20 protein-coding genes are annotated in these 21,753 nt (G+C 39.1%); 10 read left to right on the forward strand and 10 right to left on the reverse strand.

Features of this window, described 5'->3' with window-relative positions:
- The first annotated feature begins 10 nt into the window (after positions 1-10).
- On the forward strand, positions 11-1,027 hold the full coding sequence (locus tag ACTIEV_RS04730; RefSeq protein ID WP_322196933.1) for a hypothetical protein: 1,017 nt from the start codon (positions 11-13) through the stop codon (positions 1,025-1,027).
- Here the strand turns inward: ACTIEV_RS04730 and lipB are convergent.
- Entirely contained in the window at positions 1,024-1,788 is a 765-nt protein-coding gene (lipB, locus tag ACTIEV_RS04735; RefSeq protein WP_322196932.1) for a lipoyl(octanoyl) transferase LipB, read from the reverse strand. The genes ACTIEV_RS04730 and lipB overlap by 4 nt on opposite strands.
- Positions 1,789-1,863: 75 nt before the next feature.
- Here lipB and ACTIEV_RS04740 point away from each other — a divergent pair, with 75 nt between their 5' ends.
- Together ACTIEV_RS04740 and bioB are read left to right on the forward strand one after the other, a co-directional pair.
- Positions 1,864-2,916, forward strand: a complete 1,053-nt coding sequence (locus ACTIEV_RS04740) for an RluA family pseudouridine synthase (protein ID WP_322196931.1) — start codon at positions 1,864-1,866, stop codon at positions 2,914-2,916.
- A gap of 199 nt (positions 2,917-3,115) precedes the next feature.
- Entirely contained in the window at positions 3,116-4,117 is a 1,002-nt protein-coding gene (gene bioB, locus ACTIEV_RS04745; protein WP_322196930.1) for a biotin synthase BioB, read from the forward strand.
- A gap of 20 nt (positions 4,118-4,137) precedes the next feature.
- Here the strand turns inward: bioB and ACTIEV_RS04750 are convergent, their stop codons facing one another.
- A complete protein-coding gene (locus ACTIEV_RS04750; RefSeq protein WP_322196929.1) occupies positions 4,138-4,602 on the reverse strand; it encodes a hypothetical protein in 465 nt (154 codons plus the stop codon).
- A gap of 5 nt (positions 4,603-4,607) precedes the next feature.
- Positions 4,608-6,356, reverse strand: a complete 1,749-nt coding sequence (locus ACTIEV_RS04755; RefSeq protein ID WP_322196928.1) for a glycoside hydrolase family 13 protein — start codon at positions 6,354-6,356, stop codon at positions 4,608-4,610.
- A gap of 67 nt (positions 6,357-6,423) precedes the next feature.
- Here ACTIEV_RS04755 and ACTIEV_RS04760 point away from each other — a divergent pair, with 67 nt between their 5' ends.
- On the forward strand, positions 6,424-7,215 hold the full coding sequence (locus ACTIEV_RS04760; protein ID WP_322196927.1) for a class I SAM-dependent methyltransferase: 792 nt from the start codon (positions 6,424-6,426) through the stop codon (positions 7,213-7,215).
- Positions 7,216-7,299: 84 nt separating this feature from the next.
- Here ACTIEV_RS04760 and ACTIEV_RS04765 read toward each other — a convergent pair whose 3' ends face one another.
- The gene (locus tag ACTIEV_RS04765) at positions 7,300-9,786 is read right to left on the reverse strand and encodes a WD40/YVTN/BNR-like repeat-containing protein (RefSeq protein WP_322196926.1); all 2,487 of its coding nucleotides are present in this window, start codon (positions 9,784-9,786) and stop codon (positions 7,300-7,302) included.
- A gap of 45 nt (positions 9,787-9,831) precedes the next feature.
- Here ACTIEV_RS04765 and ACTIEV_RS04770 point away from each other — a divergent pair, with 45 nt between their 5' ends.
- The 4 genes from ACTIEV_RS04770 (at position 9,832) to ACTIEV_RS04785 (ending at position 13,174) form a co-directional block, all read left to right on the forward strand.
- Entirely contained in the window at positions 9,832-10,524 is a 693-nt protein-coding gene (locus ACTIEV_RS04770) for a hypothetical protein (RefSeq protein ID WP_322196925.1), read from the forward strand.
- A 109-nt stretch (positions 10,525-10,633) separates the two neighbouring features.
- Positions 10,634-11,215, forward strand: a complete 582-nt coding sequence (locus ACTIEV_RS04775) for an RNA polymerase sigma factor (RefSeq protein ID WP_322196924.1) — start codon at positions 10,634-10,636, stop codon at positions 11,213-11,215.
- Positions 11,208-12,530: an outer membrane beta-barrel protein gene (locus ACTIEV_RS04780; protein ID WP_322196923.1), complete on the forward strand. Its 1,323-nt coding sequence runs from the start codon at positions 11,208-11,210 to the stop codon at positions 12,528-12,530. Before ACTIEV_RS04775 ends, ACTIEV_RS04780 begins: the two co-directional genes overlap by 8 nt.
- A 29-nt stretch (positions 12,531-12,559) precedes the next feature.
- Complete coding sequence (locus ACTIEV_RS04785; RefSeq protein ID WP_322196922.1) at positions 12,560-13,174, forward strand: c-type cytochrome; 615 nt, start codon at positions 12,560-12,562, stop codon at positions 13,172-13,174.
- 62 nt (positions 13,175-13,236) lie between these two features.
- Here the strand turns inward: ACTIEV_RS04785 and ACTIEV_RS04790 are convergent, their stop codons facing one another.
- From ACTIEV_RS04790 to ACTIEV_RS04800, 3 genes are all read right to left on the reverse strand, one after another.
- A complete protein-coding gene (locus tag ACTIEV_RS04790; protein WP_439516219.1) occupies positions 13,237-14,058 on the reverse strand; it encodes an alpha/beta hydrolase in 822 nt (273 codons plus the stop codon).
- 73 nt (positions 14,059-14,131) lie between these two features.
- Positions 14,132-16,498 carry a M1 family metallopeptidase gene (locus ACTIEV_RS04795; RefSeq protein ID WP_322196920.1) on the reverse strand — a complete coding sequence of 789 codons (2,367 nt, stop codon included), beginning with the start codon at positions 16,496-16,498 and terminating at the stop codon, positions 14,132-14,134.
- A 10-nt stretch (positions 16,499-16,508) separates the two neighbouring features.
- On the reverse strand, positions 16,509-17,090 hold the full coding sequence (locus ACTIEV_RS04800) for a HupE/UreJ family protein (RefSeq protein WP_322196919.1): 582 nt from the start codon (positions 17,088-17,090) through the stop codon (positions 16,509-16,511).
- Positions 17,091-17,144: 54 nt separating this feature from the next.
- Here ACTIEV_RS04800 and ACTIEV_RS04805 point away from each other — a divergent pair, with 54 nt between their 5' ends.
- Positions 17,145-17,633: a DUF6702 family protein gene (locus ACTIEV_RS04805; RefSeq protein ID WP_322196918.1), complete on the forward strand. Its 489-nt coding sequence runs from the start codon at positions 17,145-17,147 to the stop codon at positions 17,631-17,633.
- A gap of 1 nt (position 17,634) precedes the next feature.
- Here ACTIEV_RS04805 and ACTIEV_RS04810 read toward each other — a convergent pair whose 3' ends face one another.
- The 3 genes from ACTIEV_RS04810 to ACTIEV_RS04820 are packed head-to-tail and all read right to left on the reverse strand — an operon-like array spanning position 17,635 to position 21,225.
- Positions 17,635-18,909 carry a hemolysin family protein gene (locus tag ACTIEV_RS04810; protein ID WP_322196917.1) on the reverse strand — a complete coding sequence of 425 codons (1,275 nt, stop codon included), beginning with the start codon at positions 18,907-18,909 and terminating at the stop codon, positions 17,635-17,637.
- A 1-nt stretch (position 18,910) separates the two neighbouring features.
- Positions 18,911-20,590 (reverse strand): ArnT family glycosyltransferase, encoded by a 1,680-nt coding sequence (locus tag ACTIEV_RS04815; protein ID WP_322196916.1) that lies wholly within the window; start codon positions 20,588-20,590, stop codon positions 18,911-18,913.
- Entirely contained in the window at positions 20,587-21,225 is a 639-nt protein-coding gene (locus tag ACTIEV_RS04820) for a phosphatase PAP2 family protein (protein ID WP_322196915.1), read from the reverse strand. Before ACTIEV_RS04820 ends, ACTIEV_RS04815 begins: the two co-directional genes overlap by 4 nt.
- A gap of 96 nt (positions 21,226-21,321) precedes the next feature.
- On the opposite strand from ACTIEV_RS04820, the gene ACTIEV_RS04825 reads away from it, so the two are divergent.
- Entirely contained in the window at positions 21,322-21,753 is a 432-nt protein-coding gene (locus ACTIEV_RS04825) for a hypothetical protein (RefSeq protein ID WP_439516220.1), read from the forward strand.

Below are 21,753 nucleotides of genomic sequence, written 5' to 3' on the forward strand. Positions count from 1 at the left end.
ATTTGCTATCATGAATGGAAAAAATTTGCTGATCCTTGTATGGATACTGATGACGAACCAAGCTTTATCACAGAGAGCATTACCCGGCTTTACAGTGAGAGAGATTGGCAAAGGAAAAGTAAGTATCAGTTGGATCAATCCATATCCATCCTGTAATCAATTGGCAGTACAACGCTCTACTGATGGGGTTAATTTTGGTACTATTTTTTCTACTCAATCACCTGAACTGCCCGCAAATGGATACATTGATCAAAAACTTCCATCGGCCCCACGTATTTATTACCGCATTTTTTATGTTTTGAAAGGGGGCAACTATTTTTTTACTGATATCAAATCACCCGGACAAGAATCCAACACTATTAGTACAGACATTCCCAGTGATAATGTCGATGCGCGCATTGACATATCTAAAACAGAGATTAAAAAAGATAGTCTCACCACTACTCCTACAGAAAAATACATTCAAATTTATAAAAGAGGACAACCTGCATTTCAATTATCAACCACTGCCTATCGAAACTTCCGTGACTCTTTGATTAAGTTCACGCAAGACTCCTTATCTGTACTCAAACCGGGTGAGATCAATTGGAATCCTTTTATTCCAAAACCGAAAGAGTATGTAAGCGTATTTGTAAAAGATACTTTATTGGTACAAATCGAACTGCCATTTTACAAGCGTTTCAAGGATTCTGTGACCAATACAACAAAAGATACGATTTATCAGATCACTACTTTCCGAGCTGAGCTGCATCGCTTTGTACCCAAACAAGTATGGAAACCTTCTAAATTTATTTATACTAAATCATCCGGCTACCTGAATATATCTGTGCCGGAAAAAGACTTTCAGCAATACAGAATTGTATTCTTTGATTTGGAAGGAAAAGAGTTGTTCAGGATCAATCAATTAAAAGAACATGAGTTGATCATGGATAAAGCCAATTTTAAAAGGAGTGGGTGGTACGATTTTGAACTTTATAAAAACAATGAACTGATTGAAAAAAATAAATTTTTTCTGCAGAAAGATTAATCCTCTATCAATACAATATCAAATACTTTTTCAAAGTTCTTTTTCACCAATATCTTCACTTCTTCAAAAGGTATAGTATATCCTAATTCCTTTTCTAATGAAGTTACTTGCTTACCTACAATTCCACAGGGCACAATATGATCAAAGTAGCGGAGGTCGGTATTTACATTGAATGCAAAACCATGCATGGTAATCCATCTACTGCATTTAATACCCATGGCACAGATCTTTCTTTCTTTTCCGGGAATATCCGGATCTAGCCAAACACCTGTTTCTCCCTTGCTCCTATCGCCTTGTAATCCATAATGTGCCAGTGTTAGGATCATCACTTCTTCCAGACTTCGTAAATACCATCCAAGATCGGTTTTAAATTGTTCCAGATCTAGGATCGGATATCCAACGATTTGTCCTGGGCCATGAAAAGTAATATCGCCTCCGCGATTAATATGAAAATAGTCAATGCCTCTCTCCTGCATTTCTTGTTCTGAAATCAAAATATGTTCAGTTTTTCCACTTTTACCAAGGGTGTATACCGGTGAGTGTTCCACTAATAAAAGATGGTGGGGTATTGTATTGTTGGTCAGGCGACCAACAATGGCGGTATCCGTTTTCTGGTTGTCCATGTTGGCGGACTGATCAACATGCCCCATCATTCTTGCAGCCGACTTCATATCCACCTTCTCTTTAAGCATGGCTTCCTGCTCATCCCAAACCGATTGATAAGACCTGAATCCCAAATCCCTGAATAGTACTGACTGCATCTTGCAAAATTAGTATGGAAAGCGGATATCCTTTCATTTTAAATGCGCTTGGATGGTTTCTGCTATTTTTGCAGGATGCAGGAAGATTTGGATCTCCAGCCTGAAGAAGGCACTGAGGAACTTTATGAACGAAAGACTTTTAAAGTAGACAAAGGTCAGGAACCTTTACGCATTGACAAATGGGTACAGGGACGTATTGAAGGTGCTACCCGTAACAAAGTTCAAAAAGGTATTGACGCCGGTTTTTTGACCGTTAATGGACAGGTTGTTAAAAGCAATTATAAGATCAAGCCGGGTGATGAGATTGTGTTGATGAGTCTCATCAATCCTGAACATACCGAACTGAAACCTGAAAATATTCCCTTGAATATCGTGTATGAGGATGATGCAGTGATGGTACTCAACAAACCGGCGAATATGGTGGTACATCCCGGCATCGGCAACTTTACAGGCACGATGTTGAATGGTGTTGCCTATCATTTCCTGCAACAAAATCCGAATCTAGACGAAGAATCATTGCCACGTTTTGGATTGGTACATCGAATTGATAAAAATACTACCGGATTGATTGTATTGGCAAAAACCGGTGATGCGGCCGCTCATTTAGCCAAACAATTTTTCAATCATACCGTGAATAGAAAATATGTGGCATTGGTATGGGGTGATGTACAAGAAGACAATGGAACAATTGAAGCGCATATTGCCCGTCATCGTCAGCATCGTAAAATGTTTGATGCCTATCCGGAAGGAGAAATCGGGAAACATGCTATCACACATTATAAAGTACTCGAGCGATTCAATTATGTGTCATTAGTAGAATGTGTTTTAGAAACCGGACGTACACATCAAATTCGTGTGCACATGAAGCATATTGGACATACACTCTTTAATGATTGGGAATATGGAGGCGATAAAATTTTAAAGGGCACCATCTACACCAAATACAAGCAATTTGTAGATAACTGTTTTGATATTTGTCCACGCTGTGCTTTACATGCGCAGACGCTTGGATTTATTCATCCCGTAACCAAACAACCCATGCATTTTGAAGCCCCACTACCGGATGATATGCAGAAAGTCATTGAAAAATGGAGGAATTATATTCAACATAGGAAAACGGAGGAATAAAGAATAAGAAACAAGAAATAGGAAACAGGGAATGAGCAAGTAAATGATTTTTGTTCCCTTTTACCAATCTCCGTGAAACTCTGCGACACTGTGGTTAAAAATGCCAATCAATAAACCACGTAGTTACACAGAGATTGTAATATGAAAAGCTCTTCTATTGTTGCTTGTTCCTATATATTTGTAATCTAAATCGATTTTTATGTCTATCGACATCCGTCATAACTGGACCAAAGAAGAAATTTACGATATCTACAACATGCCCTTGCTCGAACTGGTATTTCGAGCAGCGGAATTACATAGAAAGTATAATGATACTGCGGAAGTACAGGTATGTACCCTATTGAGTATTAAAACAGGGGGCTGTAGTGAAGACTGCGCTTATTGTCCACAAGCTGCCCGTTACAATACCGGTATTGATATTCAAGCCCTCATGAAAAAAGATGAGGTATTGGCATATGCCCAGAAAGCAAAAGAAGCAGGGTCTACTCGTTTTTGCATGGGTGCTGCTTGGCGTGAAGTGAGAGATAATCGTGATTTTGATCGTGTATTGGATATGGTGAAAGGTGTGAATGAAATGGGAATGGAAGTATGTTGTACACTGGGTATGCTAACGGAAGACCAGGCTCAAAAACTGGCAGATGCGGGATTGTATGCTTATAACCACAATTTAGATACGAGTAAAGAACATTATGGTGAAATCATCACTACGCGTACCTATGAAGACCGATTAGAAACTTTGGAAAACGTACGTAAAGCCGGTGTTACCGTTTGTTGTGGTGGTATCATAGGATTGGGTGAAACACATGAAGATCGAATAGGTATGTTGCATACATTGGCCACCATGCCTGAACATCCTGAAAGTGTACCTATCAATTCATTGGTAGCCATTCCGGGAACTCCTTTAGAGCATAATTCCAAAGTAGATGTATGGGATATGGTTCGCATGATTGCCACTGCGAGAATACTGATGCCTAAGACCATGGTACGTTTAAGTGCAGGCAGAACAGAGATGAGTGTTGCTGATCAAGCGCTGTGTTTTATGGCAGGTGCTAATTCCATTTTTGCCGGTGATAAATTATTGACCACTCCTAACCCATCGTTTGACGAAGACAATCAAATGTTCCAATTACTGGGTTTGAAACCGAGAAAAGCATTTAAAGAAGAGAGTAAGCAGTATTTGCATGAGATGATAGCATCGTAGAATATCAGTAGCGAAGCCTTTTATTGATTAAAGAATTTTGTAAACGCTGATTCGTAGTCTACAAAATCAACACGACGAAATCCTTTTTCCGGTGAATAGAAATAAAGTTGCCATGACTCTCCATTCTGTTCAAGGTTATACTTCATGACCTTACCTTCCGCATTTTTATAATGAAGCGAATTGACTCCTGAAAAAGTATACTTGACCACATTTTTATCGGAAAAGAATCCCGTCATTGCGTTTGCATAGAATACATAGTCACCCTGTACGATTTGGAAATTGGATTCTCCGAGTTTTTGTTGAAGACTATCTAATTGCAATTGAGTGGGCTGAATAATGATCGTAGAGTTGGTATAGATGACATCACCGGGATCTTCTTTAACTACTTGACTACTCACCACTACATGCTCCTGCTGATTGGCACAACCTATTAACAGAAAAGAAAACAATACCGTTATTTTCAATTTAGAAATAAAAGCTTTCATAAGTATTACAGTTTATAAATCACAGCCTGATATGGAGCGAGATGAATGGTTTCGTTTGTAATGACAGGATTTGTACTAAGATTGGACAAAAGTATTTGTGCTTTTTGCAAGCCGAATCCCGGATTGAGCAATTTTGTTTCTTTAGAAAAATTTAGCACGATCAGTAATTTTTCACCATCACTTTCTCTTGTGTATGCATATATATCAGGATTATTTTTATCCAACAAAGTATATTTTCCATACACCAATGAAGCGATATGATCTTTTCGCAATTGAACCAGTTTTTTAAAGTAGTTCAAGCAGCTGTTGGGGTCTTTTTCTTGTAGAGCAACATTAATATCGACATGATTTGCATTGACTTTAATCCATGGTGTTCCTGTTGTAAATCCTGCATTTTTACTGTTATCCCACTGAAAAGGGGTTCTTCCATTATCTCTGCTGGATGCTTGTATTTTTTTAAGATAAGCAGCCAGGTCACCCTTTGTCAATTGTAAACGTTTGTATTCATTCAGGGTTTGTACATCTCTGAATTCATGGATACTTGTAAATCCGGCATTGGTCATACCTAACTCATCACCATTGTAGATATACGGCGTACCTCGCATGGTCATGATAAACGTATTGAGCATAGACGTAGATGCAGAACGATATGCCGGATCATCATTCCCAAATCTGCTGACCATTCTGGCTTGATCATGATTGCCAAGAAAAATTGACAACCAGCCTTTTTCCGCAAAAGCACTATCCCATCTGGAGAATACTTCTTTAAAAACCAAAAGACTATACCCTTCCGGCTTGGCAATATCTACTCCTTCAAATGCATAAGCCATATGTAATTCCTTTCTATCTGCATCTACAAGCTGATGCGCATCCTCAAATGAGTTACCTGCACCTTCGGCAACACTGAGTACTTTATATTTACTAAATACTTTTTCATTCATCTCTTTCAGATAACCATGCAGGTTGCCTTGCATGGCGTAATACTTGGTAAAATTCTTCTCATAGCCTTCCGGAAAAGCGGGATAACTGGTATCCTTGGCTGCAAACTGAAAAGCATCCAATCTAAATCCATCAATTCCCTTTTCAGCCCAAAATTTCATGATGTCATATACTTCTTCACGCAGTTTTGGATTTTCCCAATTGAGGTCGGGTTGTTTACGAGAGAAATAGTGGAGATAATAAGCATTGGTAAGAGAATCATACATCCATGCATCATGATTCACATCAAATAAACTATAACGATATGGCGGCTTCCCTCTTTCGGCATTCCACCAGTGATAATAATTTCGATAAGGATTTTCTCGAGAAGTTCTACTTTGCTTAAACCATTCATGTTCATCACTGCTATGATTCACTACCAGATCCATGATCAACTTTATGTTACGATTGTGCAGCCCTTTTAATAATTGATCAAAATCATCCATGGTACCGAAATCTTTCATGATATTTTGATAGTCACTAACATCATAGCCATTATCGTCGTTTGGAGAACTATAAATCGGATTGAGCCATACAGCAGTGATTCCTAAGCCTTGCAGATAATCTAATCGAGAAATGATACCTTTTAAATCGCCAACTCCATCCCCATCACTATCTTGAAAACTACGGGGATACAATTGATAAATGATTTCTTCTTTCCACCATTGAGCCCCTTCACTATTTTCTGTTGTATCAGCAGTTTTGTCGGTTTTACATCCTACTACCATACTTACTATAAAAATTACATGAAAAATTGCAGATGCTAAAGTGCGCATAAGTCTAGATTAAATGATTTATTGTAAGTTACTTATTTCTTAGTTCAATACTTTATCTTGTTATCAGATGTTGAACCGGTTAAAAAAGACCATACCCCTGAGCCTATTTGACCAACTGGCTTTTCGTTGGCAACAAATCCAATATGGATATGCAAATTTTCAATACCAAAGAAAACATCCAAGAATAGCTTTCCCGGATGACTATACACTATATGAATCCTACCTTCTGGATTATCAAAAATTTATCGAAGACGGCAAGTTGACTACCCATGAAATATGGGAGTCTGTACAACAGTATTTACCCAAGTCACCTACGATACTTGATTGGGGATGCGGACCTTCCAGAATCACCAGACATCTGCAAAAATTCACTCCATCAGTCAATATTCATGCCTCTGATCCAAATATTGATACCATTGTATGGAATCAAAAGAACATACCGGGTATTCATTTCAAAGTTCAGGAGACATATCCTCCACTCCCATTTAAAGAAACTTATTTCGATCTGATCATTGGGTTTTCTGTACTTACGCATATCGCCAGTGATGATCAACAAAAATGGATGAATGAATTGAATCGAATTGCAAAACCCAATGGCATTATTTGGATCACCACGCATGGAAATCATTTCATCAAAAAGCTATCCAAACAACAGCAACAACAAATCCAATCAGAAGGAATATACAATACTCCTTTCTCTAAAAAAGGACACAGAATGATGTCTACCTATCACTTACCTGAAAAATTAAAGACGACATTAGCAGAAAAATTTGAGATACTTGAATACTGGGATGGGGAACTGCATCCAAAAAAAGCAGGCAAACAAGATTTATGGATATTGAGGAAAAAGAAAGTTTGATTTTTGATCTTTGATTTCTTGATTTGGAGTAAATATTAAATCAAGAAATCAAAGATCAAAAAAACAAACTTCAAAAATCAGACATTACTTCTTCTTCGCGAGCTTACGGAGTTCATCGAGTTTGGCGATATACAGGCTACGACCATGTGTACCCACAATAACTTCGCCGTCTCTTGGATGCACTACTACATCATGTACGGGAACACTGCTAGGCATACCTTTATTCCACAGCATAGAACTCTTTCCGCCATCAACACTTACATACAAACCTCCATCGGTTCCTACATAAATGATATTCCCATCTTCCGTATCTTCTTTCACCACATTTACAGGCTCTGCAGGTAAATCAGTCATGATTGGTCTCCATGTAGTACCATAATCATCACTCACATACACATAAGCTGTGAAGTGATCATTACGATATCCATTCAATGAAACATATACACGCGACTCACTAAATGCACTAGCGGTCACACGACTCACATACAAGCCTTTGGGTAATTTTTTATTGATCAGCGTCCAGGTATTGCCCCCATCTTTAGACACTTGAATATTACCATCATCAGACCCAACATAAATCAAACCAAAACGAAGAGGACTTTCAATCATCGTGGTTAAAGTACCAAATGGAACATCCCCTTGTTTAGGATTGGTGGTCAAATCAGCACTCATAGTCACTAAACTATCACCACGATTCATGCTGCGGTGAAACTTGTTACTACCATAATAGAATACATCCTGATTATGGCGACTGAGTAAGATAGGTGTCTGCCAATTGTAACGCAAAGCTGTTTCACCCAAGTCTCTTGCCGGACGAACACTTCTTCTTTCTCTTGTACCAATTGTTTGTCTGCTGTAAGCTCCAAATTGAGAACCGCTGTACACTGTTTTATTATCTCTCCAATCAACTTGCACCTGCATACCATCACCACCACCAATGGAAGTATAAGGATTATGACCACTATCATACCAGTCATAGTTTTCTCTGGTAATGCCGGCTCCAAACCAAGTGCCATTATCCTGCAAGCCACCGTATACGTTGTATGGATGAGCCATATCTACTGCAATATTGTAGAATTGTCCAACAGGAGGCGTATTGGCTTTGAACCAATGTTCTCCATTATCATACGTGATATTACAACCTCCATCATTACCATTGATGATATGACTATCGCGTTTAGGATTGATCCATACATAGTGGTGATCAGAGTGCACGTTTTCTTTTCCGATTTGCTTAAAAGTAGCACCGCCATCTGTGCTCATCAATAAACCAACACCGGTCAGAATGATTTTTTTATCATCCACCGGACTCACCCATACTTTACCAAAATAATATCCATAAGTGCTGTAGAGGTTTGGAATGGCATCTTTATGTGTCATTTTCCAGCTAGTACCGCCATCATCGCTACGGTATAATTGTGCACCATAGATAGGTGTTTCAAATAAAGCAGTATTGGCATCATATAAATAATCCCAAATGGCTGTTGGAGCAAGGGTGCCATTGTTCACTGCTTCTTTCAGAGATGCAGCAGTATATTTCTGCGGTATTCCATTTCTCGGTGAACGAATGAATGCATTCAGCTTGTTATCATTCAATGCGAGGAATTGATCTTTTGTGAGCTCTTTAAAATCGGCTAAAACATAACGACTGGTATCGCCTTGGTTTTGTCTGGCATTGGCTGGCTGACGGAAATTATTATCTACGACCGCAAAAATGGTAGATGGATTGGAAGGATATACCATCAATCCAATTCTTCCCACACCATCACCAAAAGGAAATCCGGAACCTTCTTTTGACATCAATTGCCAATTCTCACCACCATCTGTACTTTTGTAGATACCGCTGGTTTTACCCCCTTCTTCAAAATTGGAAGCCGAACGTGTACGATACCACATAGCTGCAAACAATTCATTCGGATTCTTTGGATTGATATCGATATCAACAGCACCTGTAGTATTGTCTACATACAAAGTCTGTTTCCAGTTTTTGCCACCATCGGTTGTTTTGTATACCCCTCTTTCTTTATTGGGAGAATACAAATGTCCAAGTACGGCCACCCATGCAGTATTCACATCAGTAGGATGCAATTTGATCTCTCCAATGTGGTGGCTTTCAGGAAGTCCGAGATACTCCCAAGACTTGCCATTGTTATTAGATTTATAGACACCAATTCCTGCATAACTCGAACGACTACTATTGACTTCACCGGTTCCTACCCAAAGGGTACGACTTTTCCAATCCATGGCTATATCACCAATGGTCATGATATCCTCGGTATCAAAAATGGAATTGAAACTGATCCCGTTATTAATTGTATGCCATAAACCTCCGGAAGCATACGCTACATAAAATTCAGTGGGGTCTTCCGGATTTACTTCCATATCTACCACCCTGCCACTCATGACACTGGGTCCGATATTGCGGAAACTCGTGTTGTTGATAAGCGACTGTTGTTGCATCAATTTTCTTTGCTGAACACCTTTCATGCGCTCATCAGCTGATGTAGGCTTAACCTGTGCCAATCCGATCAAAGACCATAACAGGAAGCAAGCAGTTGTTAATTTTCTCATACTAAAATAAATAGTTGGTAATTTGAGATGCTCAATTTAGTGAATATGCGTTTTCTGACCCTGCAATTATTCATTTTCTTTTCCTTGGCTTCTACGGCTCAGTGTGTCACTTTTAAGCTTACTTCTAAACGTGATACCATCAATTGCACAGACAAAAATGGACTAAAACAAGGGCGTTGGAAAGTAGAAATGCCTCCGTTAAGAGGTGAGAGAGGTTATGAAGAAGAAGGTGTCTTTATCAATGGAAAAAAAGAAGGTATCTGGCGAAAATTCAACCTCATGGGTGATCTTTTGGCCGTTGAAAATTACAAATGGGGACTGAAAGACGGGATGTGCCGATACTACACCATTGCAGGCCTGGAGCGGGAAGAAGGCTGGAGAGCCGTCAATCCGGCCAAACAATTTGATACCATCGAAGTACAAGATGTAATTGACCCGAATAAGAATGAAGTGGTGATCGTTAAAACAAGTGGTAACGCGCTTAAACATGGTCGCTGGCGTTTTTTTTATCCCATGACAGGTGAACTGATCAAAACAGAACATTGGTTTCTTGATCAGATCGTTGAACCCGGAAAAGAACCCGGGAATCCTGAAAAAGGGGGCAAAAAAGCGGATAGTACGTCGGTAAAGAAGGATACTTCGTCGGTAAAAACCAAGCCCAAAGAAGTGCTCGACTTCGAAAAAAAGAACTCGGGAAAGAAAAAAGTACAGGTAAGAGATGGCAGAACCGGCGGATAATGTTGTTTAGAATATTTCTGACATCTGAGGCAACCCCTACCATACAGATTGCGTATCCCAATCATTTATTGTAGTTTAACAGAAAGGCTAAAGTCTTTTACTGCCCATTTTGTCAACCCAGACTGCCTCCATAATAACCCTGATCAACGGTTGTTCTCAGAATGATCGTAACTCTCAACGTATGTTGTATGAGGGATTATTTGATTATGCCATGAAAATCGCTTTTCGCTATATCCATCAGCAGGAAGAGGCGAAAGAAATGGTACACGAATCATTTATCAAACTCTATAAAAATATTGATCGGTTTGATCTATTGCGTGATGGAGATACAGAAGCACTATTCAAAGGCTGGTTCAAACGCATCATTGTTAACACCTGTATTGATCAACTCAGAAAAGTGCAATTGAATATCATACACCCGGAAAATGACAGTGATTATGATCATATGGGTGATACACAGGAAACCGGGTTAGATAAAATGGCCTATCAGGAGATTATAGAAGCCATTAGACAATTGACCCCTGTTTATAGAACGGTTTTCAATCTTTTTGTTATTGAAGGTTTTAGTCATGATGAAATTGCGCAGACATTGGGGATCAGTATAGGTGCTTCCAAATCGAATTTGTCGAAAGCCAAGAGTAATCTGAGAAAAATTATTTCACAAAGAAACATACCTACCAATTATGTCTAACCCGGAAAACGATAGCAGACTTGAGCAGCTGAGCCGTGAGGCAGCAGATCGCTATACGGTGACGGCGTCTCCTTCCTGGGATCAAATGGAAAGAGAGCTTGATAAGATATTACCTACTGAGAAAAAGAAAAGAAGACCTTTCTTTTTCTGGTGGATCATGGCTGCGTTATTACTTGGTGGAAGTATCCTATGGTACACCCAAAACCGATTGGACGAAAAACAAATCAGCAATCATCTTTTAACAAAGCAAATTAAATCAGAGAAAATTTCTATTGAATCAACTCTTGCAAACAGTACCCTTAAAAAAGAAGAGATCATTTCTACTGATCCATCAAAAAATACGGTTAAAGTTTCAACGGATGCTATTGATCAAAGATCATTCTCTTCACCCAAGCAATTGAGATCTGAATCATTTAGTTCGGTATCGGTTCAACAAAAAACATCTAGAGAATCGGCATTGATAACAGAAGAGAAAAATGAAATCAAGCGATTTTCGAATCCATCAACTACTACTAAAGAAAATATTACCAAAGTAGAGAACACGTTACAAGAAAATGTCAATTTTATTCGTCCAACCATTGATACAGGCAGCAATTTAGCCAATACCAGTATCAATGAGATAAAGGATACTTCATCAATCATGGAAAACGCTTTACAAGAGCAGCCAATTGTAACCCATACAGATTTGTCAACATCCAAAACCCAAAAAGTAAAAAACGCTTTCAGTTTTGCCTTAGTAGTGGGTATGGATGCCACAACTGTCAAGTTTAGGTACGCTGACAAGGCAAGCGCATCCGGAGGAATCATGATCGGATATCATTTGAACAACAATTGGTCTATTCATACCGGTGGATTATACACACGAAAAAATTATAAAATGGCAGGTAGCGATTTCAAAGCTCCTGCCGGTAGTTGGGTAGCCAATTACAAACTGGAAACAGTAGATGGTTTTTGTACGATGTGGGAAATTCCTTTATTAGCTCGTTACACGTTTGATACCAAAACAAAAACTAGGGCATTTGTTAGCGGTGGACTTTCCTCCTACCTCATGACCCGTGAAAATTACAATTACTTCTATTACTACAATGGCTTACCGATAAGAAGAAATGCCAATTATCCGGGTGGAAAAACACATCCTTTCTCCATTCTTAAATTATCTGCGGGCTGGATTCGGGAGGTCAATAAAAGTGCTTCCCTAGTGGTTGAACCCTTTGCCAACCTACCATTGAGCGGTTTGGGATTTGGCAGTGCGAAACTGAGTAGTTTCGGAATTTATTTTTCTTACCAGTTCAGGCAACCAAACAAAAAGAAATGACGTACATAAGGTAAATCTAAAACTTCGATATGAACCAAATTCGTAAAAGCATAATCGGATTAATGATGATAGCCGGCACAGCCAGTATCATTGTAGCGTGTAGCAAGGGAGGAGATAGTCCATCTACAGGCAGTAATCCCCCACCTCCGGCAGGAAATAGCTGTGCCAGTAAAAATATCACGATTACACTGGCTTCTACCAATGCAGCAGGTTGTAATGGTGGTTCAGTAACCGTAACAGCTTCCGGAAGTACCGGATTCACTTATAATATTGATGGAGGCACTTTTCAGGCATCCAATGTATTCAATAATGTAACTGCCGGAGATCACACCATTATCGCAAAAGATAGTGAAGGTTGTACAAAATCAGGCGCAGTCACTGTTAATTCATCCCCTAGCGGTGTTTTATTTGCAGCAGTGAAAGCAGTCATCAATACCAACTGTGTGAGCTGTCATTCAGGTGCTTCTGCACAAGGAGGTATTTCATTGAGTACGGATTGTAACATTGTCAATGCGTCTGCACGTATCAAAGCAAGAGCAGTAGATGGCAACCCATCTTTCATGCCACAAGGCGGACAATTAAGTGCCACTGATAAAAAGAAAATTACTGATTGGATTACAGCAGGTGGTAAATTCACAGACTGATAATGGGCAAACTGTATAACATGCAGTAAGAAGCAACCTCAGGCAAGGAGGTTGCTTTCTTTTTATTTGAGCATTTTATCAAAATGTTTTCGGAAAAATAATAGTTGATAATCAATCGCCGTTCTCCAATATGCCCAATCATGAGCACCAGGTCTTTCAATATAATCATGTGGGATATTCAGCTTTAGCATTTTGTCATGTGCTGCCCTACTCATTCCAATGATTCTGTCTTGTATACCACAATCGATCAAAATCGATAAAGAATCTTTTGGATATTGCTCTATCACTTTCAACACACTCCAATCTTGCCAGTACTTTTTATTCACTGCAGTATCCCCCAATCTTTTCTTTACATCATAGCCATTGGTGATCACTGATACATGTAAAGCCCCACTCATACTGCCACAACCACTAAAACGATCAGCATGTCTAAATCCGATGAACATACCGCCATGTCCACCCATACTCAAGCCCGTAATCACCCTACCTTTTCTTTCATTGATCGTCTGATACATACTATCAATAAAATCAGGAACTTCCTTACTCACAAAAGTCTCATATCGATAGTTACTGTCGATCGGACTATCAAAATACCAGCTACCGGTAGCACCGTCCGGACAAACAATCATCATTTGATGTTGGTCTGCCAAGGTTTTGACTTGAGGAACCCTTGTAATCCAGTTTCTGTAATTACCGCCATGACCATGCAATAAATACACCACCGGATATTTTTTAGCGCCTTGCATTTCATATCCTTCAGGCTTGATCACCACAGTCTTGATATTTTTACGCATCGCCTGACTATAAATAGTAATCGTATCTACTGACGCAGCAAATACTTGCATCGATAACAGAAAACACATAAATGAAAGAAACTGTCGCATAGATGTTTATTTTACATAAAAAAGCCGTTTCTAACTCAACGCAAGAAACGGCTTTATAAAAAATTAGATCAGATTAGTTTTTCTTTTGTTGTGCATTCTGCATAGGATTCACTCCTTGTGATTGTCCACGAGCAGCAGCACGCAATTTGAACAACTGGAATTTAGTAGGTTCTGCAACCGCAGGCCATTTGTTGTTATTCTCATTGATATCAGCAGTCTCGCGCATCGGATCTTGCTTGATACTTACCGCTTTTTTCTTGGTCATGAACAAGCGGGTTACTTTATTCTCATTCTTTCTCCAAATTTGCGCAGAGAGACGTTCTGTTTCTTTGGTACCATCTTCAAAAGTAAACTCAACAATCAATGGCATTACCAATCCGCCTTTATTGCTGAAAGTGATTTCATACAAATGCATGTCTTTGTATTTTGCTTTTTCAGCATCAGTTAATACTTCAGGTGTTCCGAAAGAAGGTACAGGTACTCTTGTTACAGAATCGTAAGGCTCGAGTCCGCGAGCATATCTCCAATAAAAATCACGCAAAGAAGTATCTACATCTGTTTGGAATATAATGCTTTTATCTTCTCTGTTACGGATCTTAGAAATATCTTCAAAAGCATTTAATACAGGTTTATCGATAGGCATGGTACGTCCTTCTGTAGAAGCACGCTGTTGCGGTTGTGCATTTGGATCAAATACAGCATAACGAACGGTGTCAATAGCAATATCACAAGCGTCAATACTATAGAACCAACCTCTCCAGAACCAGTCCAGATCTACTGCGCTAGCATCTTCCATGGTACGGAAAAGATCAGCAGGTGTAGGATGTTTAAAAGCCCAGCGACGTGCATACTCACGGAATGCAAAATCAAACAGTTCTCTTCCCATAATGGTTTCACGAAGAATATTCAAACCTGTAGCAGGTTTTGAATATGCATTGGGACCAAACTGAATGATGTTTTCACTATTCGTCATGATGGGCTCTAACTGCTCTTTTGGAGATTTCATATAATCTACAATCGCCCAGGCCGGCCCACGACGTGAAGGATATTTGTTATCCCACAACTCTTCAGACAGGTATTGAACAAAAGTATTCAAGCCCTCATCCATCCATGACCACTGACGTTCGTCACTGTTTACGATCATCGGGAAGAAATTGTGTCCTACCTCATGAATAATCACACCCAACATTCCATATTTAGTTGCTTCGCTGTAAGTACCATCTGGATTGGTTCTTCCGTAGTTAAAACAGATCATTGGATATTCCATACCATTCGAGGCTTCAATACTTTGTGCAACAGGATATGGATAAGGAATCGAGAATTTAGAATAGCTCTTAATGGTATGCGCTACCGCCTTGGTAGAATATTTTCTGTACAAGCCATATGCTTCTTTACCGTATCCGCTCATACACATCACTTTCTTACCCTCAACATATGCAGGCATTGCATCCCATACATATTTACGACTGGAAGTCCATGCAAAGTCACGAACATTATCCGCTTTGTAAATCCAGGTTTTCTTTTGTGTACTCTTACCCTGCTCAGCTTTTTTAGCTTCTTCCAGGGTTACGATTTCAACGGGCTCTTTGGCAGATTGTGCCTGATTCCAGCGAGCCAATTGCGCAGGTGTTAACACCTGTGCATAGTTTTGACACTCTCCTGTACTCAATACAACATGATCAGCAGGAACAGTAATCTGTACGTTGTAATTACCAAAAGTCAAGGCAAATTCACCTCTACCGGTAAACTGATGGTTCTGCCATCCCTGAAAATCACTGTACACGCAAAGACGAGGAAACCACTGTGCCATGGTGAAAAGATGATTACCATCTACCAACTCATAGCCACCACGACCATTCTTTACCATACGATCTGAAATCTTATAACTCCAATCCAGATTGAACACAAATTTTTGTCCGGGTTTCAAAGGTGTTGGCAAATCAATACGCATCATAGTGCGATTGATGGTATACTTCAAATTTTTACCGGTAGCGTCCGTCAATTTACTGATGATATGTCCGTAGCCATTATCAGACTTTCGCTCTTGCATATTATCCAGTGAATTCACACTTACCTGACGGAGTGAGCTGGCATCCTCATACCCAGCATTGTTCACAGAGCTGTGCTCGTTTTCATCCAGCTGTAACCAGATATAGGTCAATATATCCGGAGAGTTGTTGTAGTAAGTAACCGTTTCACTTCCTTTGAGTTTGAGATTGGCTTCATCCAACTCAGCTTTGATATTGTAATCTGCACGCTGCTGCCAATATTTTGGTCCGGGCGCACCACTGGCAGTTCGGTACTCATTCGGAGTAGGAAGAATGGTACCCAACTGTTCAAATTTGTTTCCATGATTAGAAGTGGGGTTATTCATGATATTCTGCGCCTGAACAGAGCAGAACATACCAATAGCCACTACTAGTGAAGCAAGTTTTTTCATCGTTTCGTTTTTATTGTGGTATTCTTTCTAATGCCATGAGAAGTGCTACTGCAAATACTCCTCCTGTTATAAACAAAAGAAATTCTCTGCGATTCCACTTCAAAAGTTGGACGAATATAAATGAAATGAGCAAAATTGCCAGCACGATTATGATCTGTCCCGCCTCTAATCCCAAATTGAACGCCAATAATTGACCAATAATAGTTTCGTCCTTTCCCAACATGCTTTTTAGGTAGTTACTAAAGCCTAAACCATGGATCAATCCAAAAAAAAGAGCAAAGAAATAAATCAGTGGAAATTTACTTTTGAAAGTAAATTTGGTGACAAACAGATTGCTGATCGCCGTAATGACAATGGTCACGGGGATCAAAAATTCGATCCAGGCAACAGAATAATTCACCACATTGAATACGCTTAAAGCCAATGTGATGGAGTGCCCTATTGTAAAGGAGGTAATGAGGATCAATAGCTTTTTCCAATCAATAAACTGATACCGGATACAGAGTGCCATCACAAACAGAATATGATCGATGCCTTTCAGGTCGGCTATATGCTGGAATCCCGTTTCAAAATAGACAATAAATTGATCCATAGGTGAATTATAATTTTATTGTGACCTTTGTATCTACAAAAGCAAGATTTTGAGATGGTAAATATAATGATTCAGTGGATGTTGATCGGATTGCTCAATGTGGCACATCCTTTTTTTATGTCGGTTATTGACATCAACCATAACGCCAAAGAAGCAACATTGGAAATTAGTGTTAGGGTATTCAGTGATGACCTGGAAAAAACCTTACAACAATTCAGTAAACAGAAGATTGATATCGCAAATGCTGCGCAAAAAGAGTTGATCGAAAAACAATTGCAGGCTTATGTTTCACAGCGGCTCAAACTGAATGTGAATGGGAAACCCGTCAATTTTCGCATATTGGGATATGAACAGCAAATGGAAAGCACTTGGTGTTATTTTGAAATAGAAAATCAACCCTTGATCAATACCGTTGATGTTGATTGTAGCTTATTGTACGATTATGAATCGAACCAAGTGAATATTGTACATGTAAAAACAAAGGGAATACAGAAAACCTACAAATTGGATTATCCAAAAAGAGAAACCAGCTTCCGGTTTTAGGCTATGATTCAATCAAGCTGACCAAGATTTTATCGATGCGATGTTGGTCCATATCAATGATTTCAAAACGGAACATTTTCCATTCCATCGTATCTCCCGTAACCGGAATTTTTTCGAGTTCATGGATAATGAATCCTGCCAGTGTATCAAAATCACGATCTCCCTCCATCATCCATTCTGTTTTATCAAAATGGGTAAGAAAATCGTAGAAAGGGATCTGTGCATCTACCAGGAAACTGCCATCGGCTCTTTCCAAAATCTCATAGGCTTCATCTTCTTCCTGAGGAATGTCTCCTACAATGGCTTCTAAAATATCATTGAGGGTAATTAAACCCAGTACAGAACCATATTCATCCACAATAAAACAATGATGAATTTTGGTTTGCTTGAATTTTTCCAATACCTGATAAGCAGTATTGTTTTCCGGTACATACATCGCATCTTTCATCAAACTGCTGATGGTTGCATCAGTATGTGCTGCAAATAAATCTTTAAGAGAGACCACACCTTTGATATGGTCGATATCCTTCTCACAAACAGGATATACCGAATGCATATTTTCCATCACTTCTCCCCTCACGCTAGCAACAGTATCATCTACTTCCAACCAAACAATATCGCTTCTATGGGTCATGAGTGAAGTGATATTACGATCACTCAAATGAAATACACGTTCAATAATTTCCTGCTCTGCTTCTTCAATTGTTCCTTGTTCTGTTCCTTCACTGATAATCGCTTTGATCTCTTCCTCGGTCACCTGATTATCATTGGGCTTCATGTTCAGCAAACGAATAATGATATGTGATGACTTACTTAATAACCAGATAAATGGAAATGTGATCCAGGTTACAATACGCATTGGTCCTGCCACGGATTTAGCAATACCTTCCGGATTGCTGAGTCCAATTCTTTTAGGCACCAGTTCTCCCAATACCAATGAGAGGTAAGTAACAATGATTACAATGATGATGGTGGCTACAGTACTGGCATATTCCCCAAATGTGCCATACTGAGAGAGCCAATCTTTCAAAGGCTCTTTGAATGTATCTCCGGAGTAGATACCCGTTAATACCCCCACCAGTGTAATACCAATTTGTATGGTTGATAAGAAAGTATCTGGGTGATTGGCGAGGTCTAAAGCTCTTTTCGCATCTACATCACCTTTAGCAGCCTGTGCTTCCAACCTCGCTTTTCTGGCTGATACCAATGCAATTTCTGCCATGGAAAAAAATCCATTCAGAATGATTAAACCGAGTATAATAAAGATTTCCGTCATGTTATTGTTTCTTATTTTTTTGTCCATCCAGATCTACGAGGACATAAGAAACGGTTTCTTTTGATCTTGTTTTTGGATTCAAAAAGGGTAAGGTCAACATACTTACCCCGAAATATTCTCCCTCAAATATAGTACTCAGATTGGGAAAGCGTTGTTGTAGCGCCGGGACTGTTGATTTTCTGGTTAAAACCACTTCATTATCGACCAAAGAATCCAGCGCCGTTTTTCTTTGAAAAATATGTTTACCATAGAAGTGAAGAGCCCTACTTTCATCAATTTCATACAGGATCACTTTGTTTTTATCCAGTTGCGATTGATGAATAACGGATGCGGCAGTGTTCCCCATTTGATATTTCAATAACTGCGGATAAAAACCTGTCGCCAACAGAAAATTAACGCCTATGACCGTATAGAGCGCCAAAATAAAAAGAGGCTTGGGTTGTTTGCGGGTTTGAAATAGTAATCCAATAAAACCCAGACATCCAACAATTGCCAACAGTTTTAATACCATCGAAATTTCCGGGAAAGGCCAGAAAATCAAAACGATCACGGCAACCCATAAGAGTAAAAAAATAAACCCATGTACCCAATTGAATAGCTTTCCCCAAACCGGCCATTGCTGTTCAAAAAGCATACGATGCAGAAAACGTGCAGTGATAATAGCCGCCAGTGGCAACACCACAAAAATATAATGAGGTAATTGTGCTTGACTTCTTGCCAGAATACAATAGGTAATGATGAAGCCACCTGCTGTCATCCATTCTTCTTTACCGGATATTCGGAATCGTTTCATCCACAGCTCCCGAACGGCAAGGATCAACCCTCCAAAAAAGAAAAATATCCATGGAAGAAAACTCCATAACATGTTTTCAAGAAGAAACGTAAAATGATTCATTTCATTGAATACATTTTCACCGGTATATCTTCCAAAGCTTTGCGTCCAATAATAAAAACGAAGACCGGAATTCACAGGTTTTCCATGAAATATTTTACCCGGTTCCAGATCATACTGTTGGTACAATCCTATACTCATGGGTAATAACAAAACAGCTACTATCAATAGTCCGATGAGGTACTCCCATCTGAAGAACTGTTTCCACTCTCTTCTTAATACAAAATGAGGTACGAATGCAAAAATTGGAACCATGAGTGCGATAGGACCTTTGGTCATCATACCACCTGCTATTGCCACAAATGCCCAGATCAAATGTTTCCATCGGTTGTTTTCATACCAAGCTGCTAATTGCCACAAACTAAAAGTTACCCAACCCAATAACATGGTATCGCAGCGAACATCATGTACCATTAAAAAAACAGCTTGTGAGGAAGCCAATATTATTGCAGATAACTGAGCTATCATTTGGCTATAAAAAAGCAAGGCTAATCGGTAGGTAGCATAAATAGCCAATAACAACATCAATACAGAGGGAATACGATATGCCCAGTCATACACACCCAAGAAACGCATACTGAGTGAAGAGAGCCAGAAAAGCATAGGAGGTTTATCCAGATAATCATTCCCTAAATCGTACAACTTGAGATAGCTATTGTTCTCCAGCATTTCTCTACTCATCGATGCATATTGTGCAGCATCGATATCAATAACAGGAATACTCCACATAGCGAGTATGTATACCAGCAGACAGGCTAATAAAGTTCCTTTAAATAATCGGTCGCTCATTGTGAAAGAGATGTTTCATTTTGCGATAAAGTAATGGGCCCCATTTTACGATTGTAATAACCTGCTGTCAAAGCTCCAATACCTGAACCCAATAATGCTCCAAATAAAATATCGATGGGATAATGCACCCCAACATATACCTGACCATAACTGATAGTTGCAGCCCACACAAACAGACATTTTCCCCATTTTCCGAAAAGATGTCGGGTAGTTAGAAAAACAAACATGGCAAACCCAAAATGATTGGTGGCATGGGAGGATGTAAAACTAAATCCACCTGAGCAATGCTCCAGTAATAACCGCATTTTCCCAACTAAGAGTTCTTCATTGCATGGACGTATTCTAGCAAACCAATTCTTGATCAATGAACTGCTCGCCTGATCTGTGAGGGCGACGTTGATGATTGCAAATAAAATCCAAGACCCTGCTTTTTTACCAAAATTCACAATGGCCAATACAATCAGAAACAAATAAAAAGGTACCCATAATTCCGAATCACGCCATAACGGAAATATTTTATCGAGTAGTGGATGAGTAACTATCGTATTGATTTTCAAGAACAACCAGCTATCCCACTCCAATATTGTTTGAAGAAGGCGTTGAAAAAAAGACTGTAATAAAAAGTAGTCAGCCATGAGCGGATAAAGTTACAGTATGTGTCGTTAATAAACTTTTAACAAAATATCCATCTATAATAGTAGTACCCATTTCATAAATGATTAATTTAAAGTATGAAAAAGATACTGTTTCTACTACTCCTATTCTTTTCTTGTATGATATCTTTTGCTCAGCAAACTGAAAAAAAGACCATTCATGTAACCACCAATCCCCATTTGAAAAAATTTCTGAAGTTGAATGAAAAACAGAAGCATGGTATTTTATTAGAACCACTTACTGTAAAGGAATATCCTCAACAAATTACTTTATCAGATTCGTTAAAAAACAGGCTTTTAGGAAAACAACTTGTAAAAGGAGAATTGCATACCGGATTAACAAATACGATGCCTGTTTGGTCACCTGGCAGCGATTATGTTTTTAATATGCCCGGGACTTTCGCTTTTGATAAAAACCAAGTGCGTGTGCACATACCTCGATTTGTTACCGTAGTTAACCATAAAAAAGTGGAATCTCCTGAAAAAAACATCGTTCCTACCCAAGAATAA

Source organism: Sediminibacterium sp. (genome assembly GCF_051861365.1).
In the GTDB taxonomy this organism is placed as follows: Bacteria; Bacteroidota; Bacteroidia; order Chitinophagales; family Chitinophagaceae; genus Sediminibacterium.